Origin of the sequence: Rathayibacter sp. VKM Ac-2856, from assembly GCF_013205055.1 — a bacterium.
Taxonomy (GTDB): Bacteria; Actinomycetota; Actinomycetes; order Actinomycetales; family Microbacteriaceae; genus Rathayibacter.
Genome location: NZ_JABMLF010000001.1, coordinates 47,409 through 65,863, shown reverse-complemented (window position 1 = coordinate 65,863; position 18,455 = coordinate 47,409). Strand labels below are relative to the sequence as shown.

Here is an 18,455-nt window from a genome sequence, read left to right as displayed (position 1 = left end):
CCGCATGTCCTCCCGCTCAGAAACACCTCCTCCGCCCAGTAAGGTGCCTACGTGGCTGATGTGATGTACAAGGCGATCGCCGACGACCTGCGTCAGTCGATCGCGAGCGGACACCTGGCCCCGGGCGACGAGGTCCCGACCGAGGGCGAGCTCGCCGCGAAGTGGAAGACCTCGCGCGGCCCGATCCGGAACGCCCTGGCGGCGCTGCGCAGCGAGGGCCTGATCGAGACCACCCGCGGGCGCCCGAGCCGCGTCATCGAGCGCAAGGCCCAGCAGGCCGTCGACGTCTCGATCCCCTTCACCCGCTGGGCGCGGACGATGGGCGCGCGCCCCGGGGCGCTCACCCAGGAGGTGTCGCTCCGGCGCTCGGACGCCGACCAGGCCGCCCTGCTCGGCATCGAGCCGGGCGAGCTCGTCGTCGACGTCCTCCGGCTGCGCTCCCTGGACGATCGGCCGACGATGCTCGAGCGCCTGACCTTCATCGAGCCGGCCGGCCGCAACCTCTTCGACGTCGACCTCGACACGGTGTCCATCACCGAGTTCCTCGACTCCCGCGGCTGGAAGTCGGCCGAGGTCGACCACGAGATCGACGCGGTGGCGGCGGACGAGACCGACGCGCAGCTGCTCGAGCTCGCGCCCGGCTCCCCCGTGCTCCGCCTGCACCGGATCACCCGGGACGCCGACGGCCGCACCTTCGAGGCCTCGGACGACCGCTACCGCAGCGACATCGTCCGTTTCACCGTCTCGGCGACCGGCCGGCGCCGCGACGGCGGCCACTTCATCCGCCCCGTCGGGCTCTGACCCGCCGCACCGACCCGCCGCACCGACCCCGACGCCCGGACGCCCGCGCTCCTCACATCGAGAGCAGCACGATCCCGCCCGCCACCACCAGCGACGCCGCGATCCGGCGCACCGCCGAGCCCTCGCGGAGCACCAGGGCGCCGAACAGCGACACCAGGACCACGCTCATCTCGCGCATCGGCGCGACCAGCGCGACCGGCGCGAGCGTCACCGCCTGCAGCACCAGGATGTAGGAGAGCGGCGAGAGCACCCCGAAGGCCAGCACCCGCGGCCAGTGCTGCCGGAGGACGGGCAGCAGCTCCGCCCGCCGCCTGCGCAGCGGCACCAGGTAGACGACGATCTCGACCATCGTGCAGCCGACCATGAACGCCACCGGCGACAGCCCCCAGGTCCGCAGGGCGTGCGCGTCCCAGATCGTGTAGACCGCGATCGCGACGCCGGTGAGGACCCCGAAGAGGATGCCCGGATCCGCGAGCCGGCGCCCCGAGGGAGCGAGCTCGCGCGGCCGATCGATCAGCCCGGTCGCGATCACCCCGGTCACGACGACGGCCACGCCGAGCACCGCGATCGGCGAGATCCGCTCGCCGAGCAGCAGCACCGCGAGCCCCGCGCTCAGCGCCGGTCCCGTCCCCCGCGCGGTCGCGTAGACCGTCGACAGCCGCCCGCGCGCGTAGCCCTGCTGCAGCACCACCATGTACCCGACGTGCAGCAGCCCCGAGACGCCCGCTCCGATCAGGAGACCGCGCGGCAGGTCCCCGCCCGAGCCGAGCCCGCCGGTGAGGGGCACGATCGGCGCCCAGACGAGCGTGCTCGCCACCGCTCCCCACCAGAGGAAGGGCAGCCCGATGCCGCTGACGCGGTGCGCGATCACGTTCCACGCCGCGTGGCAGAGCGCCGCGGTCAGGACGAGGGCGAGGACGAAGGCAGACATGTTCGGACCCTTCCGCGCGCGCCGACGCGCGCCGCAGCGGTCCTCCAGGCTTCTGTCCCTTGAGATGACGGACTCCGATGGCGGAGGTCCGTGGCGCCGCTCGAACCAGCCGGACGACGTGTCGTCCCGGAACCCTAGGCGCTATCGGGACGACGGTACCGCACGCGCGGCGGCCGTCCGCGACCCCCGCGCAACCGTTCACCCGCCCCTGTCCGAGGCCGGCCCGCCCGTCCGGGCCCGGATGAACAGCCGCTGAACGTGTCTGCATATGTTTCTTCTCGGCTTCCTGATGGGTAGATATCTCGGCAGTCTGGCGGCGCGCGGTCGCCTCGGCGCTCCGCCTCGAACCTCTGCCCGCGCATCTCCGCCCGCCACACCCCTCTGGAGTCGACGATGTCCCTGCCCCTCCGCGCCCTCGGCGCCGCCTGCGTCTCGGCGGTGATCGGCGGCCTCCTGCTCGCAGCGCCGTCCGCCACCGCCGCCGCCACCGCGTACGACGGCCTGCCCTCCGGCACCCGCACCGCGAAGACCCTCGTCGTCGGCATCGACGGCGCGTCCTTCGACCAGCTCGACGCGGCCGACATGCCCGCGCTCGACTCGCTCCGCGCCGAGGGCCTCACCTCGACCGCGAACCTCTATGCCGCACCGATGTCGGGCACCGTCTCCGGCCCCGGCTGGTCGACCATCGCCACCGGCGCCTGGCCCGACAAGCACGGCGTCGTGCACAACGCGTTCACCGCGCCGCGCTTCGGGCAGTACCCGGACTACCTCAGCCGCATCGAAGCCGCCGACCCGTCCCGCTCGAGCCTCGTCGTCGCGACCTGGTCGCCCGTCGCCGAGACGATCTTCGGCCCGGCCGTCGACGTCCGCCGGACGGGCGGCGGCGACGCGCAGACCACCGCCACCGCCGTCGACTACCTGGCGAACGGGAACCCCGACAACACCTTCGTCCACCTCGACGAGGTCGACGGCGCCGGGCACTCGGTCGGCACGAACGGAGCGGCCTACGCCGAGGCCCTGGCCCGCGCCGACTCCCAGCTCGGCGAGATGATCGCCGCCGTCCGCGCCCGCCCGAGCTACGCGAGCGAGCAGTGGACGATCCTCGTCACCGCGGACCACGGCCACACCCCCACCGGCGGCCACGGCGGCAACACCCTCGCCGAGAGGAAGGTCTTCGTCATCGCGTCCGGCCCCGGCATCGCTGCGGGCTCCGTGCGGAACGACGTGAAGATCGTCGACATCGCCCCCAGCGTCCTCGCCGTCAACGGCCTCGCGAACGACCCCGCCTGGACGCTCGACGGGATCGCCCTCGGCGCGCCCTCGACCGACGCCTTCGACACCCTGCGCCCCGCCCTGCAGCCGCGCTTGGACGAGACCCGCCCGGCCGCGGGCCTGCTCGGCTGGACCCGCACCGCACCCGAGGGCTGGCGGATCGACGACTCGGCGATGCCGGCCGGCGGCGTCCGGGAGTGGTCCGGCTGGTCCTTCGCCACCGACTCCTTCTTCACCGCCGTCGAGCCCGGGCAGAAGCGCGAGACCAACGTCCGCGCCCGCGACGTCTTCGCCGTGGCGGACTCCGACGAGTGGGACGACAAGTCCCACGCGGCCGGCCAGTTCGACTCCACCCTGATCAGCCCGGCCTATCCGCTGAACGGCAGCGCCACCGCGACCCTCTCCTACGCCACCGACTACGTCATCGACGGCCCGCAGAGCGCCGTGGTCTCCGTCTCCTTCGACGGAGCCGCCCCCGTCGCCGTGAAGAGCTACACCGCGAACACCAACGCGAACGAGTCGCTCCGGATCGACGTTCCGGCCGGCGCCCGCACCGCCAAGTTCCGCTTCCGCTACACCGGCCAGAACAGCGCCTTCTGGACCCTCGACCAGGTCGCCCTCAGCCAGACCGCCGCCCCCGCGGTCGCCGTCACGGCCACCGCCGCCACCCGCTGCCTCGGCGGCAAGGCCGTCGTCACCGTCCAGGCCCGCAACGCCGACGCGGTCCCCGTCGCATTGACCGCCGGCTCGGCCTTCGGCACGAAGACCTTCGCCCCCCTCGCCCCCGGCCGCACCGCCTCGCACGCCTTCAGCACCCGCGCCGTCTCGATCCCCGCCGGAGCGGTCGAGGTCGTCGCCACCGCCACGATCGACGGCGCCCCCGCGACGACGACCGTCCGCGCCGCCTACCCCGCCACCAGCTGCGGCTGACCCTCCGCACCCGCACCCGTCATCCGACCCGTCCCGACAGAGGAGAACCCGCCATGAGAACACCCGCCTCACCGCCCGCTGCGCGGCCGCCGCCGCAGGAGCCCTCCTGCTGACCGCCGTCGCCTCCGCCGCCGTCGCCGACGACGCGATCGTGCCGGTGGTCGTGGTGCTGATCGTGGTGATCTCTGTCGCTCCGGGGAGGGGAAGGAGCGCTGTGGCGGCGGCGGTCGCGGTGCCGGCGAACAGGGCGAGGGCTGTGGTTCCTCCGCCGAGCCACCACCGGCGGGATCGTGTGGCGGGACGCCCCCTCGGGTGGCACGCGGTGCTTCGGAGGGGCGGACCGTGACGGCATGACGAACACGGCAGTGTGGTCCTCGGTCTCGGGCGACGGCGATCCGCTCGTCGCTCTGCATCCAGGTGGCACCGATTCGCGGGCGATGGAGCCACTGCTCGCTGAGTTTCGCGACTACCGCCGGATCCTGATCGACCGCCCCGGCCACGGAAGGTGCACCGATTCGGCTGGGCCCTGGAGTTTCGAGGAGATGGCCGACGTCGTCGCCGGGGTGCTCGACGAGCTGCGCGTCGACTCCGCTCACGTAGTCGGCTGGAGCGACGGTGCGATCGTCGGGCTGCAGTTGGCGTTGCGGCGGCCGGAGCTGGTGCGGAGCCTGGTGGTCGGCGCCGGGGTGTTCCATCACGAGGGCTGGCGGGACGGGGTCCTCGGCGGCGAGCCGCCGGACTTCATGCGCGACGCCTACACGGAGCTCTCACCCGATGGACGCGATCACTGGCCGGTAGTAGTGGCGAAGTCGGCTGCCCTGCACGAGGTGGCCCCGCAGCTGAGCATCGCGGACCTGTCGCGGCTAGCGATGCCGGCGCTCGTCGTGGCCGGCGATGACGACGAGGTGCGTGTCGAGCACCTCGTCGAGATGTTCGAGGCGCTTCCCGACGGCGAGTTCGCGATCCTCCCGCGCGCGACCCACGGGGCACTGGTCGAGAAGCCGGACCTGCTCGCGCGGCTGATCCGCGATCTGCACCGCCCCGCCGGGAACGGCCTCGCACCGATCCGACGGGCCTGACCCGCACACGATCCGTTGTGCGTGCGAAATCCGGGTCGTGGGGTGTCGGTCCTTGCGCCGGAGTGTTCCGATTGCGGATGGACGACCGGGCACCGAGCCGGGTCATCCCGCTTGGCGACCCGGCTGCAGAGCGGCTCAGCTGTTGCGGGCGATGTAGTCATGGATCGCGGCGAGACGGTCCTGGTTCTTCGCCTTCAGTTCGTCCAGGGCGTCCTGGCTCGCGGCGATCAGTGACGCCTGGTACGACGCCTCGAGGTCGCCCAGCGTCTGTGTCAGGCCCGTCGCGATGTTGCAGCGCGCTTCGGTCGTCGCGATACGGATCTCCTTCGTCTTGTCTGCCGACGTTCCGTCCATTCTCGATGCGAGTTCGTTGGCCTCGGCCGAGCTCCAGTCGCCCGATCCGGTGCGGGGCTCCAGCACTTCCTCTCGCAGGCACTGTCACCACTCCTCGCAGGCTTGCTGCCAGGCCGGGTCAGCGGAGGCCGCGTTGTACGCCAGGGTCTGGATCTGCGGCCGCTTCAAATGGTTGAAGGATCTGTACCTTCGGCAGGCCGTGGCGCGGTGGTACCCGTTGGCTGCTCCTTACTCCAAGCGGTCGCCCTGCTCGCTACGTCGGCAACCGCGCGCAACATGCTGGCAGGGTCTCCGGATCGAGCCGGGTCACCCACCTCGTGGACGACTGCTACTACGTCGGCATCTGTGAGATGAGCAAGCCATCTGCCGACGATTTCTCTTGATGCGGAGCTGCGGGGCGCGGCGAGCACGTCGACGAGGTTTTCTCGCGCGCCTCGAGCTTGGAGTCGCAGGCTTCCGCGCTCGAACGAGCTGAGGCTCCTTGCTGTTTGGAGAGCGGCTTGCGCGTTCTCGTGTCCGACGGAGATGTCGATCGTTCCTGGGAGGGATGTCACGCCTGACATGCCGGTGATCAGGATGGGGAGAGCTTCTCTCCGCACCCAGTCGAACATGTCGTTGAGTTCATGAATCAGCACGCGCCATTGGCCGTTGTGGGGCCGTCGGACGGAGATGTCGGGGTAGATCGCGATCGGGACCTGTATGCCAGCGGCGCTACGGGCGATGACGTCACCCACTCGCGCAGGGGTGCCCGCTGGCGGCGGGGGTGCCAGCTCGACTCCGCGCGAATCTCCTTCTACGTGGACGGGTCCTACGCGTGTGACTGCTGTCGAGGGCGCGCGGTGTTTCGCGCGGTTCGTGTGCTCGGCAAGAAGCTTCATCGGGTGAGTCAATGGGTCAACATGCCAGTACGGCTGTAGACGACGGATGCGGCTCACGAGTTCTTGTCCGTTTTGCAGCGGCCTGATTTTTCTCCGGGCGCCGTTGTCGAGCCAGGCGGCGAAGTCTGCAGCTTGGACGCTAGCGGGCATTTCGATCCGCCTCGCGTCTAGCCCCGCCTCGTCGAGCGTCGTCCCCAGCTCGTACTCGACTTGCGCAAACAGGGTGTGCTCGATCGCAGCTCGGAGCTGCGTGGCGCCGTCCGCGAATAACCGCGGTACTGCCGGCGGGAGCGGATGCACGCCCGCAATGACCGCGTACGAGTACTGGCCGCGGGTGCCGTTGACGAAGTCGAACACACCGCCTTCCTGGAAGTCGAACAGGATCGTGGCGAGCTGTTCGATGATGGAGTCGACGTGCGCGAGCGTGTAGACGACCTGCTCGTGATGCTCGGGCAGCCAGGTGTAGTCCGGGAAGGCGCTCACTGGACCGCCCAAACTGGGAACGGGTCTTCATGTACCTGCAGGCCTCTCACCCTGTGACTGTCGCATAGTCCCTGGCGCAGCACCGGTCGGTTTGTGCTGGGCTGGGCGAGAGGCCCAGGCGTTGCGAGGGTTCGACGACCGTGCTGCGGCCGCCGCCGACACGATTGGCCGCGAGGTCCAGGATCGCTACGGCGTCGACGTCAGTTCCCTTGTGGTCCAAGAGCGAGCGAAAGGCAGCCGAGGAGCGCACCGAGGCGTCACGGTTGGTAGCGCAAGGTGACAGGCTCCCTGACCGCGCCCAGGACGCTCCCGTCTCCGGCGAGACGGCGACCGACGTCGTCGCGCAGATCGAGGCGCAGGCACTCGCGTACGAGGCGGGCGCCAGCCGCGGCGGCGAGGACGGCAAGTCCCCTGACGAGCTGCGCGACCTGGCCACCGACGCGCGCACAGGCGCAGCTCCACCGGGACGCGGCGACCTGAACATCCGCGTCCAGACAGTCGAGCGAAGCGACCGCGGCTCGCGCCGACGCCACCAACAGCTACGACAGCTCAGAGCGGCGCAAAGTCTTCGGGGAGAGCCTGAGTGACAAGGGCATCAGCGCGGAGGACGTCAAGGCGCGCCTACGGGCCGACGTCGACCGGGCCCGGCCCGCCGCCGAAGTGCTCAATCCACCAAGTTGTGATTGTCAGGCCGATAATTCTCCGGTCACTGGGCACTGAGCTGAAGGATGCGTGCTCCGCACGAATGAGCTCGGCCGTTCGAGCTATTTGCCGCCGAGCTTTACCGAGAGCGTTTTCGACCACAGTGTGCAGCGACGGATCTCCAGCTCTAGCACCGGCGGTCATCCGTGCCGACTTGCACTCGATGAGAATAACCGCTGTTGGCGTCGTCCAGATCCAATCGACGCTTTTCTGACCTCGCACGTATTCAATTTCAGGTTGCAGGGCTGAGCCTGCCACGAGTCCAAGTTGCTTTCCTACATATGCCTCGTGCCGATGGCCTAGCTCTGTCGAGAAACCGTGTCCCCACGACCTAATCCCGCGATAGTATAGATTTATCGGGTGGAAAACTTGAGGAACAAGCATGCTCTGGGGGGGGGGGGGCCAGATTCCCCCTTCTCCTAGGTCGACAAATGGGCGTGAATACAAAGGGTTGTAGGAGTAGCGTTGTGCATAGGTAGGCAGTGCTGGGATCTCATCCTATTCCGCGCGAGCGTCATTCATCGTCGTGGTCAGAATCGCCGCCATCTTCGCCAAGTGTTCTCTGGGAAGCAGCCTACGATAGACTTCCTCTAGGTTCACGTGATCTAGCAATCCTAAATCGAGATGACCTTCGTTCTGAACAACCCATGTATGCAGAACCATTGTCGCCCGAACGGCGTGGTGTAGTTCCATACCAAGGAGCGAAGACCAGTCGAAGGGGGTACCGAGGTCCGCGTCGCTGAACAGGGCATGTACGCGAGATAGCTCTTCGTACTGTGACTGCTGGTAGTGAAACTGTTCATACATCACAGGAGTCAGAATTGTCTCGACGCTTCCACCATCACGCCCTGAGTGGCTCAGATTGGAAAGGGTATAGAGTCGATTCAGCGAGGATTCAGTAACGGCTGCAGTCCGATACTCATTACCGTAGATGATCGAATCTCTGGCCATGGCTGAGACTGCCCAAGGTGACCGCTGACGCATATCGCCGTAACCGGTACCTCCCGCGGGGTCGAGCGCGGCAGAATGCCGGGCCAAAAGTGGTAGTAGCTCTGACGGTCGATATGCGCGAACCGCTTGGCGAAATGCGGAATACCTCGGCGAGGGGAAGTGAGACACGGTGCGACTGTATCGCGCACCTTGTATCGTCACGTCATCTCGAGAGATACACAATGGTCGGACGCTGACGACTGGCGAGGACACTGCTCGACAGCTGCTCGCCGGGAGCCGCAACGTTGATCGGCGACGGTGGCGGCAGCCTTGCTCCTCGAAGATGATTGCGAGAAGCGTGCCTTGCTAACGTTTACATCCCTTGAGTCATCACCGCCACGGATCTGACGGTTGGCATCTCGCGAACAGCAGCAAGCCCCTCCTCTGCTGAAGATGTATTCTTCGATAACCGTGATTATGTCAGTTGGCTCGCACCAGGGCTGGAGCGCGGGCGGTTGTCTGTTAGATCCTCGCGTAGATGGCGCGGCGCAGACAGGGTTGATCTCGTCGTCGACCGTCTCGGCCAGCGGGGCAATCCTGTCGGCCGGCTGTGGTGAAGCGGAGGGGCCCGATCAATGCAACGATCTTCTCTCTCGTTGCACCAGGCAAGAACTGTACGGTACAGTACACCCATGCCTTCTTCCCCGTCTTTGCGTCAAGCCCGGGCGCAGGCGGTGCTCGAGGCGACTATGACCGTGCTCATCGGGCAGGGCTACGCCACTCTCACGGTTGAGCGGGTAGCGGCGCAGGCGCACGCGTCGAAGGCGACCATCTACAAGTCGTGGCCGACCAAGACGGACCTGGTGTGCGCAGTCGCTGCCTTCGTGGACCTCGTCCCGATCCAGGATCCGCCCGTCGGCGTCGACTCGGCCGAGGCGCTCGTGGGTATCGCCGCGGCGGTCAGGTCGGTCACGCTCGGCGATAACGGGCGCCTGTTGCTGGCTCTGCACGAGGCGAGTCGAGTCGAGTCGAAGATCGCGGAAGCCGTGGATGAGTATCTCGTGCGCCCGCAGCAGGACGCGATCGCCGCAGCGCTTAGAACTTTGCAGGGCCGAGCGATTATCGCCGCAGACGCAGATGTTGCGCTTGCGAGCCGCGTGATCGCGTCGCTCATCATCGATCGTGCGCTGGTGAGCGGCGAGCCGTTGAGCGATGAGGAGCTGGACCGGATCGTGACGCAGTGGCTGGTACCTGCCCTGACGCCTCGTGTGCCGGGCGGTCGGACACTCGGTCCCACCGCCGGCCCCGGCTGATCCCGTCTCCAGCCTGCCTACTCGGGATCCCCGACACACCTTCCTTGCTCTTCTTCTGCCGCCTCCCGCTTCCGGCGGGACGCGGCCAGCCATCGTGCCCTCTCGGCGGCACAGAACGACCACCTCGGAGACCTCACATGTCCACGCCCTCTTCGACGCGCTCGAAAACGCGTCGCCCCCTGCGCGGGAACCCCGCACTGACCCTCGCCGCCGTGTGCTTCGGCCTCTTCATGGTCGGCCTCGACGGAACTGTGGTGTCGATCGCGAATCCCGCGATCGCCCAGTCCCTCGGCACGAATTTTGCCGAACTCCAGTGGATCACCAACAGCTACCTTCTCGGGCTCGCCGTGTTCCTGATCCTCGGCGGCAAGCTCGGCGACCGCTTCGGCCGCCGCCGGATGTACCTCATCGGCGTCGCCGCCTTCGCCATCACCTCCGTCGCTATCGGACTAGTCGGGACCACCGAGGGCGTGATCGCTTTCCGCGCGCTCCAGGGCCTCAGTGCCGCACTCCTGATGCCGCAGACTCTCGCCCTGCTGCGCGCCACCTTCCCGCCGGAGAAGTTCGGCATCGCGATCGGCATCTGGGGCGGGGTCTCCTCTGTCGCCATCGCCGCCGGCCCCATCCTCGGCGGGCTGCTGGTCGGAACCCTAGGATGGGAGTCCGTCTTCTTCATCAACGCGCCCATCGCCGTGATCGGGCTGGCCATCGGGGCAGTGGTCCTCAAGGAGAGCACCGCCCCGGGAAAGGCGCGTTTCGACATCGTCGGCATCGTGCTCCTCGCACTCGGCCTGCTCGCGGTCGTGTTGGCCGTCGTGCAGTCGGAGGGCTGGGGCTGGGCGAGCCCGTGGACGCTGGGAATCTTCGCCGCCGGGCTCCTGCTCATCGTCGCTTTCGTGCTCGTCGAGAACCGTGTTGCCTCACCGCTGCTGCCGATGTCACTCTTCCGCAACCCGACTATCACGGTCGGAGCTCTTGCGGTCGCGGCGAACTTCTTCGCGCTCTTCGGCGTGACGTTCTTCCTGTCGCTGTTCCTGCTCAATCTGCGGGGGGAGGAGGGGTTCGCAGCAGGCGTGATGCTCCTCCCCCTGAGCGGCGTCTCGATCATCGCCTCGCCGATCGGCGCCGCGCTGGTGAGCAGACTCGGCATCCGCGTGACGATGACCGTGGGGCTCGCGCTAGTCGGTGTATCGCTGTTCGGCCTCACCACCCTCTCGATCGACTCCCCGTACATCGGCATGGCGATCCCCTTCGTCGTCCTCGCCCTCGGCGTGGGCATGGTGATGACCTCCGGCGCTGAAGCGATCGTCGGCAGCGCGCCGATGAAGCTCGCCGGAGTCGCCGGCGGCCTCCAGGCCACAGCACTGCAGCTCGGCGGTGTCCTCGGTACCGCCGTGCTCGCCGCCGTCGTCTCCGCGGGAACCGCCACCCGGCTCGGCGATCTCTCCTTCGAGGGGTCTGAGGCGGTGGCGCAGGGAATCATCCCCGCCGGACTCGACGCGGTTAGCACCACGATCGCGCAGGACGCCTTCATCGGCGGACTGCACTCAGCCCTTGTCGTCGCTGGAGTCGTCGCGCTCGTCATCGCGGTGCTCGCCGCGGTCTTCGTCCGCCCGGTGCGGACGCACATGCCCGCCTCGACGGTGCTCGCGGAGACCGAATCGGGGCTCGCCGGCTCTGCCGTCCCCACCGCTGCCCACTGAGGTTCGCCGCCTCCCGGATCGGCGAGAGGGGCACCCTCCCGCCGATCCGGGCCAGGGCCGGCAGTGAGCGGATTCGACCCGGCGAAGACCGACAGAGAGGACCGACATGCCCGCCGGCACCAGCGCCGCAACGCGAGAGCGCCTCCTGAGCGCAGGTCTCGCAGAATTCTCCTCACACGGCCCCGCTGGTACTCGCGTCGATCGAGTGGCCGCATCAGCCGGCATCAGCAAGGAGCGCATCTACAGCCACTTCGGCAGCAAAGACGGCCTGCTCCTCGCTGTCTTCGAGCGGTTCGTCACGGGGCCACTCAGCGCGCTTCCCTTCGACCCTCTCGACCTCCCCGCATACGTGGGGACGTTGTTCGATCTCCTCGAGGAGCGTCCGGCGATCGCCCGGATGCTCATATGGTCCGGCGGTGGTGTCTCAGTGCCAGGAATGGACCTTCTCGGGACGTCGTCGACCCACCACGTTCGCCTCATCCGAAAGGCTCAGAAGGACGGTGACCTGAGCCACGAGCTCGATCCGCAGGAGATCCTGCTCGCCCTGCACGCGCTGCCCCTCGCGTGGCATGTGCACCCCGGCCTGCTCTCCTCCGGCTCAACCGGAATGAACCGCAGACGACGAAACGCCTCGGTCGAGGCCGCTCGCTGCTTGGCCTTCGAACTTCGCCATTCACGACCAGTAGAGGAAAGAAGACCCGCCTAGTGGGCAGCGCTCGAACTGCTCTTGCCGCACCGCGTCAACCGCAGGAACGAGAGGAGATGCTCCGACCTGCAAAGGAGCGTTCCGCGACTTCTGGGTCACGAGCCTCGGAGCTGTCGACTCGTGTGACGTCGGTAAGACGGTGAGGAGCCAGCGGACTCGTTTGAAGAGATGGATGCTCATAAGAGCTCTGACCTCGCCGCTGTTTCTGCGGAGCCGATGCGGCCCCCTCCGACCCGAACGGAGAGGACCGCAGCGCAGAGCCGGGCCGGACGATCCGATCGTCCGGCCCGGGAGCCTCATGCGGCAGGACTCAGAAGACCTGCCACTCCTTGATGCCGACGCTCCCCTTGCCGGAGACGGTGCCCCGCGGGGTGAGCAGAAGGCGCAGGCGTGTCGTTGTCACGGGCGCGAAGGTCACGGTGTTCCACCCGTTCGCCGCGGTCGAGAACGCGCTCGGCGACGGGACCGGTCTCCAGGCTGCGCCGTCCCAGTACTCGGCGGTCCAGGAGGCCGGGGTCGTGATCCCCGTGCCCGACGCGTCGAGGTTGTCGACGAAGTACGTCGCCAGGCGACGGACGGTCGTGGCCGCCGGCCAGGTGTACTGCACCGACTGGGCCGAGACCTGCGGCCAGGCCCCCCACGTCGTCGCATTGTCGTCGGGGACGACGTCGCGCGAGGTCGTCGGCTCGGATCCGTCGTTCAGGCCCATCACGCGGTTCCAGGCGGCGGTGAACGACGCGGTAGCGGTCGCTGCGGTTGCGAGGTTCTGGTCGCGCAGGATGCGCACGACCGGGGCGGCAGCACTCGTGTTCGGTACCGCGACCCGCACCGGGGAACGGCCGTCGCTGCGGACGGTGCCGACCGCGGCCCCGCCGTCGACCGTGACGGAGTAGCTCCCTGCGGGCAGGTTGACGAGGTCGATCAGCGGTGCGAAGCCCGCGCCGCGGGTGTTGCGCAGGGTGAGGCGGATGTCCGCTCCCGCCTGCTGGATCTCGGCCCGCGTGTAGGTGCCGCGCTCGATGCGGATGTCGAGCTTGCCGAGGGTGAAGAGGGTGATCCTGCGGCGGACGCCGTCCTTGGGCACGAGGACGACGCCGGTCGAGGTCGTCGTCATGTCCGCGCCGTAGGCGTAGGGCCCCACGATCGGGTCGTCGATCACCGTCGCCGTGGCCGAGCGCAGCCCGCCCCAGAAGCCGAGTGCGGCCTCTCCCGACCACGCCCACCAGCCGTCGAGGATCGGCATGAACCCGTACTCGTTGGTGCCCTTCTCGCTCTGGTAGATCCAGGACGCCGCGCCGATGTTGCCAGCGAGCGGACTGATCTGCCCGGAGTTGATGTTCGCCCAGCCGGAGAGGTAGGCGCCGTTGGTCGAGCGGACGGAATCGGCGAAGTCCCGGCCCGCGGGATCACCGTAGGTGAGCAGGTAGTCGTGCTGCTGCCAGGCGCCGAGTTGGCACTCGTAGCCGAGGTTCCACCACGACTCGCCCATGTGGCGGTTGTCGGAGCCGTAGAAGTACCAGAGCGGCTGCATGCCGCGGCAGGTGAGCGAGGCCTTCTGCACCTTGTCGGCGAGAGCCCGGTTCCCGTACTTCTTGGCGAGCGTGTACGACACCTCGAAGCCGGTCGTGTCGATGCTCATCTCGGAGCCGAACGGGTACTTCTCGGCGAAGAAGAAGTCGCGCTTCGGGAGCAGGAACCGCTCGAGGGAGTCGGCGTCGGCCGTCATCCCCTCGGCACGGAGCGCGTTCAGGATGTCGGGGTAGGTGTGCTCCCCCATCATCCCGTGCTTGATCGCGCCGTCTCCGATCGGGCTGGGGAGCGGGATCTTCGTGAACATGGCCTCGAGCGTCTTGAAGGTGAGCCTGAGGTAGTCGGTGGCGGAGCGCTTCGTCAGAGCCGGCGTGATCTGCGCGATGCGGTACATCGCATAGTAGGTGTTCGCGATGTGGACGTAGTTGTAGGTGCGCCAGACGCCCTGGTCGTTCGGGGTGCCGTCGCGGCCGTCGTACCAGCGGTACACCTGATAGGTCGGCTGACCGGACGAGTCCTTCCTCCCCTGCAGGTATCCGAGGATGAAGGTGTCGATGTAGGTGTCCACCGCCGCGATCTCGGCGGCGACGGGGGTGTCGATGTTCTTCTCCGCGAGGAAGACAGCGGGTGCGAGGCCGAGGTCGTCGGCGCCGCCCGCCATCCACTCCTTCCAGCCGCCGCCGGGGTAGTCGTCCCAGGTGACGAGCTTCTGGTTGCTCATGTCCCACTGGAGGAACGCGCCGTTGTAGCTGCGGGTGGTCTTCGCCTGCTGCTTGGTGGCGATGAAGTTCGCGTGCATCCCGATCAGCTTCTCGATCGGCTCGATGGCGTAGTACTGCAGGACGGAGGTCTTCGAGCCGCCGTACGTGACCGTGACGGTGCTCGCGCCGAGCTGCGGCAGGGAGACCTCGTACAGCGAGTAGCCGTTGCGGGTGCCCTTGGCGACGACGGAGACTCCGCGGCCGGACTGGCCGATGACGGAGGTGATCCCGGCCTTCGCCCGCACGGCGAGCGTCGCCTTGGTGTCCGTCGGCACGACCATCCCGGGCAGCGACACGACGTCGACGACCCCGGCGTCGAACAGCACGTCGCGGAGATCGGTCGCGTCCGCGGCCCAGCGGAAGGTGAAGCCGTAGGTCTTCTCCTGCCCGGGCGCGAGGGTCAGCGAGCTCGTCGGCAGGTAGGTGCCGGCCTGGTTCCGACGCTGCGGGACGGACGCCGCCGAGTGGAGGTAGAACTCGACGAGACCCTCCCAGGACGGGTCCTGCTCCGCGAACGGCCCCTCGCCGGGGCGGGCCTTGTTCTTGAACTCCAGCGACGTGCCGTCCTGCGGGACGAGCACGAGGGTCGATCCGTCGCCGTTGGGCCGCTGCCAGGTGATGTACGAGCCGTCGCGGCCGACGAAGGAGTGCCGGGCGACGTTCTTCTCGTAGATGCCCGTCTGGTTGCCGCCGTCCCACCAGGCGTTCATGAGGAAGGGGATGCCGACGTCGAGGAACTCGAGCGACTCGGTCGACGTGTTGCGCAGGGTCATGGTCCAGCTCACGCGGTCGCGCTGGGCGCCGGTCAGCTGGTAGCGCTGGGTGAGGGCGAAGTCGCGGATGCCGTTCGCATCGGCGGCGCGGCCGGAGTAGGCGACGGTGACGGTGTCGGCCGAGGTCGAGACCGTGCGGATGTCGTCCGAGCGGCCGGTGACCATCGCGGTCCCGCCCGTGGCCGCCCCCTTGCGGACCGAGAAGACGGCGTCGCCGGTCCAGCGTGAGTCGTCGACGGAGAAGATCGGCCGGATGTCGGGGTTGGCGACGTAGTTCGTGCCGTAGCCGTCGCGCGGGTCGGAGAGCACGAACACGCCTCCCGTGGCCCGGTCGACGCGGAAGTCGAAGGCAGGCGAGGAGAGGTCGGCGGTCGGACCGAGGGCGAACGCGGCGGACGGGGCGGCGGAGGCGACGAGAGCCGCGCTGCCGGCGACGCCCGCCGCTCCGAGGAGGACGGACCTGCGGCGCAGTCCCGGAGCGGAGGACTCCGGGTCGACCGGCGAGGACGGGGAGGGGACGGTCATGAGCTCTTCTTTCACGTCGATGGGAAAGGGATGCGCGCGGACGCGGCTGATCGAGCAGCCGACGATCCACGAAAGATTTTCTTCGCGAAAGCACGGAGAATCAGCTCGAGCGAAGAAACAGGCGAAAGGCCTTTCGCTAGTAAAGACCGTCGATCGCCGTGTCGTCAAGACGGGGACGCCGACTCCCGGCGACGGCCGAGCTCGACCGCCGTCGACGAGGCCGTCGGCAAGGGCAGCGGCGAGGGCGCATCAGACCCGTCGCCCTTTCGCGTGGACGAGGCCTCAGCGGCGGGCGATGGTGGAGCCGCGGATGACGAGCCGGGTCGGGAGATGCTCCACGCCGGAGGCGGGTGCTCCCCCGATGGCCTCGAAGACGCGGTGTGCCGCGGCGCGCCCGAGCTCCTGCAGATCGGCGTCGATGCTCGTCAGTTGGGGCCGGGCGTTGGTGGCGAGGACGAGCCAGTTGTCGAAGCCGACGACGGCGACGTCCTCCGGCACCTTCCGCCCCAGGTCGCGGGCGCTGTCGAGGGCGCCGCGGGCGATCTGGTCGGAGCCGCAGACGATGCCGTCGAGATCGGCGTGCCGCTCGAGCAGCACGGCGGTGCCGTCGCGTCCCCAGGACTCGGACCACTCCGAGAACATCACGTCACTGACGAGCTCGAGGTCGGCGTCGCGCATCGCGTCCCGCACGCCGCGCGCACGGTCCTGCGCGGCCTGATAGCTCGGATCGCCGGTGAGGTGCGCGATGCGCCGACGGCCCAGCCCGAGGAGGTGCTCGGTCGCGAGGCGTCCGCCCTGGTAGTTGTCGGCGGCGAGAGAGACGTCGGTCGGATCCTCGGACGGCGCGTAGACGTAGACGACGGGGACGGGGAGGTCGTGCCCGAGGGACGGGCGGGGGTTCGTGCTGCTGCCGACGACGAGGATCCCATCGACGCGGCGGTTGAGCAGTGCCGCGAGATGGTGCTGCTCGCGGATCGCGTCGCCGCGGGCATCGCAGAGGAAGACGTTGACCGCTCCGGCGCCGAACGCGTCCTCGGCGCCCATCAGGATCGGGATGACGAACCGGCCCTCGAGGTCGTTGGTGAGGATGCCGACGGTGCCGGTGCGGCCCTCGACGAGGCTGCGGGCAAGCGCGTTCGGCGTGAAGGACAGCTCACGCGCGGCCTCCATCACCTTGACCCGCGTGGCCGGTGCCACGCTCCGGCCGTTGATGGCCTTGGACGCCGTCGCCATCGACACGCCGGCGAGCTTCGCCACATCGCTCAGGGTCGAGGTCCTGGATCCTGAGGATCGTGCTTGCGCCATGTTTTCGCCTCCGTTACGCAACGGTAACAGTGCCCGCTCTTGACGGTGACTCGCGGTTGCGTCTTTACTGAGCGAAACGCATTTCGGTGTTTTCGTTCGATCCGGTACCAGCCCCCGCCGGATCGACTCAAAGAAGAGTCATGGAGAGAAAGATGAACCCCACTCATCGCCCGTTCCGCCGCCTGGCGGCCGCCGCACTCGCCGGCGCGATGGCCCTGTCGCTGGCCGCCTGCTCGGCGTCGTCCAGCGGAGGGAACGCCGACCCGGCCGCCGGCGGCGCCGAGGGCACGGACGACGGCACGACGCTCACGCTGTGGACCCGCGCCCCGCTGGAGAAGCAGGCCAAGGCGCTCGTCGAGGCGTACAACGCGAGCCACGAGAACCAGGTCGACCTGACCGTCGTCCCGAACGACGACTACGTCGCCAAGGTCGGCGCCGCCGCCGGCTCCGACGGCCTCCCGGACCTGTTCGCGGCCGACATCGTCTACATGCCGAACTGGACCTCGCAGGGCCTCTTCCAGGACATCAGCTCGAACATCGACGGTCTGGACTTCAAGGACTCGATCAACGAGGGCCACCTGGCCGCCGGCACCTACGAGGACAAGGAGTACGCGCTCCCCTTCGTGCTCGACCTCTCGATGCTGTTCTGGAACAAGGAGCTCTTCGCCGAGGCGGGACTCGACCCCGAGCAGGGCCCGACCACGCTGGCCGAGTTCGCCGAGGACGCGAAGGCGATCCAGGCGCTGAACAAGCCCGACACCTACGGCACCGCGACCGGCCTCAACTGCGGCGGCTGCCTCGTCTTCACCTGGTTCCCGACCATCTGGGCCGGTGGCGACGAGGTCATGAACGAGGAGGGCACGGAGTCGCTGCTCGCCAGCGACACCGCGAAGGACGTCTACTCCACCTGGAAGGACCTCTGGGACTCCGGAGCCGTTCTCCCCTCCTCGCAGGACGAGGCGGGACCGACCTGGACGGCCGGCTTCACCGAGGGCAAGGTCGGACTGCAGTTCTACCCGGCGACCCTCCTCGCCTCCACCCCCTTCGACGCGGGCGTCTCGGGCATCCCGGGCCCCGACGGCGGCAGCTCCACCTTCGTGGGCGGCGACGGCATCGGCATCTCGAAGGACTCCGAGAAGTCCCCCCAGGCGTGGAACTTCCTGAACTGGATGATGTCGGAGGACGCCCAGGTCGGCGTCCTCGCCAAGAACAACGACGTCGTCTCGCGCTCGGACCTCGCCAGCAACCAGTACTCGGAGCTCGACCCGCGCCTGGTGACGATCAACGAGGTCGCGTCCGAGGGTGACACCCCGTTCTCGACCAACTTCCAGCAGGCCTTCAACGCCCCGAGCAGCCCCTGGCTGACCCTCGTTCGCGACGCCGTTCTCGGCGACGGATCGACCGTCGACGACGACAACGACGCCATCACATCGATCCTCGGCCAGTAGGCCGTCCACCTACCGCGCGGGTCGCAGTGCC

13 protein-coding genes are annotated in these 18,455 nt (G+C 68.5%); 7 read left to right on the top strand and 6 right to left on the bottom strand.

What is annotated here, in order from left to right; all coding sequences use genetic code 11:
• Nucleotides 1–51 precede the first annotated feature (51 nt).
• Nucleotides 52–801, top strand: coding sequence for a GntR family transcriptional regulator (locus HQQ82_RS00230; RefSeq protein ID WP_367947743.1), 750 nt, complete (start codon nucleotides 52–54; stop codon nucleotides 799–801).
• Nucleotides 802–853: 52 nt separating this feature from the next.
• On the opposite strand, the gene HQQ82_RS00225 is transcribed toward HQQ82_RS00230, so the two are convergent.
• On the bottom strand, nucleotides 854–1,732 hold the full coding sequence (locus tag HQQ82_RS00225; RefSeq protein ID WP_173231099.1) for an EamA family transporter: 879 nt from the start codon (nucleotides 1,730–1,732) through the stop codon (nucleotides 854–856).
• 393 nt (nucleotides 1,733–2,125) lie between these two features.
• On the opposite strand from HQQ82_RS00225, the gene HQQ82_RS00220 reads away from it, so the two are divergent.
• Together HQQ82_RS00220 and HQQ82_RS00215 are read left to right on the top strand one after the other, a co-directional pair.
• Nucleotides 2,126–3,934 carry an alkaline phosphatase family protein gene (locus HQQ82_RS00220; RefSeq protein ID WP_173231098.1) on the top strand — a complete coding sequence of 603 codons (1,809 nt, stop codon included), beginning with the start codon at nucleotides 2,126–2,128 and terminating at the stop codon, nucleotides 3,932–3,934.
• 365 nt (nucleotides 3,935–4,299) lie between these two features.
• Nucleotides 4,300–5,013, top strand: a complete 714-nt coding sequence (locus HQQ82_RS00215) for an alpha/beta fold hydrolase (protein WP_367947742.1) — start codon at nucleotides 4,300–4,302, stop codon at nucleotides 5,011–5,013.
• 135 nt (nucleotides 5,014–5,148) lie between these two features.
• Here HQQ82_RS00215 and HQQ82_RS00210 read toward each other — a convergent pair whose 3' ends face one another.
• The 3 genes from HQQ82_RS00210 to HQQ82_RS00200 form a co-directional block, all read right to left on the bottom strand.
• Entirely contained in the window at nucleotides 5,149–5,433 is a 285-nt protein-coding gene (locus HQQ82_RS00210; protein ID WP_173231097.1) for a hypothetical protein, read from the bottom strand.
• 98 nt (nucleotides 5,434–5,531) lie between these two features.
• The gene (locus HQQ82_RS00205; protein WP_173231096.1) at nucleotides 5,532–6,728 is read right to left on the bottom strand and encodes a hypothetical protein; all 1,197 of its coding nucleotides are present in this window, start codon (nucleotides 6,726–6,728) and stop codon (nucleotides 5,532–5,534) included.
• A 1,200-nt stretch (nucleotides 6,729–7,928) separates the two neighbouring features.
• Complete coding sequence (locus HQQ82_RS00200) at nucleotides 7,929–8,549, bottom strand: hypothetical protein (RefSeq protein WP_173231095.1); 621 nt, start codon at nucleotides 8,547–8,549, stop codon at nucleotides 7,929–7,931.
• A gap of 503 nt (nucleotides 8,550–9,052) precedes the next feature.
• On the opposite strand from HQQ82_RS00200, the gene HQQ82_RS00195 reads away from it, so the two are divergent.
• The 3 genes from HQQ82_RS00195 (at nucleotide 9,053) to HQQ82_RS00185 (ending at nucleotide 12,082) form a co-directional block, all read left to right on the top strand.
• Nucleotides 9,053–9,673 carry a TetR/AcrR family transcriptional regulator gene (locus tag HQQ82_RS00195; protein ID WP_173231094.1) on the top strand — a complete coding sequence of 207 codons (621 nt, stop codon included), beginning with the start codon at nucleotides 9,053–9,055 and terminating at the stop codon, nucleotides 9,671–9,673.
• Between the two features lie 137 nt (nucleotides 9,674–9,810).
• On the top strand, nucleotides 9,811–11,376 hold the full coding sequence (locus HQQ82_RS00190) for an MFS transporter (RefSeq protein WP_173231093.1): 1,566 nt from the start codon (nucleotides 9,811–9,813) through the stop codon (nucleotides 11,374–11,376).
• Nucleotides 11,377–11,482: 106 nt separating this feature from the next.
• Nucleotides 11,483–12,082 (top strand): TetR/AcrR family transcriptional regulator, encoded by a 600-nt coding sequence (locus HQQ82_RS00185; protein ID WP_173231092.1) that lies wholly within the window; start codon nucleotides 11,483–11,485, stop codon nucleotides 12,080–12,082.
• A 310-nt stretch (nucleotides 12,083–12,392) separates the two neighbouring features.
• Here the strand turns inward: HQQ82_RS00185 and HQQ82_RS00180 are convergent, their stop codons facing one another.
• Together HQQ82_RS00180 and HQQ82_RS00175 are read right to left on the bottom strand one after the other, a co-directional pair.
• On the bottom strand, nucleotides 12,393–15,671 hold the full coding sequence (locus HQQ82_RS00180) for a DUF5695 domain-containing protein (protein WP_173231091.1): 3,279 nt from the start codon (nucleotides 15,669–15,671) through the stop codon (nucleotides 12,393–12,395).
• A gap of 282 nt (nucleotides 15,672–15,953) precedes the next feature.
• Entirely contained in the window at nucleotides 15,954–16,928 is a 975-nt protein-coding gene (locus tag HQQ82_RS00175) for a LacI family DNA-binding transcriptional regulator (protein WP_367947741.1), read from the bottom strand.
• A gap of 200 nt (nucleotides 16,929–17,128) precedes the next feature.
• Between HQQ82_RS00175 and HQQ82_RS00170 the strand changes: the two genes are divergently transcribed.
• Complete coding sequence (locus HQQ82_RS00170; RefSeq protein ID WP_173231089.1) at nucleotides 17,129–18,424, top strand: sugar ABC transporter substrate-binding protein; 1,296 nt, start codon at nucleotides 17,129–17,131, stop codon at nucleotides 18,422–18,424.
• Nucleotides 18,425–18,455: the final 31 nt, after the last annotated feature.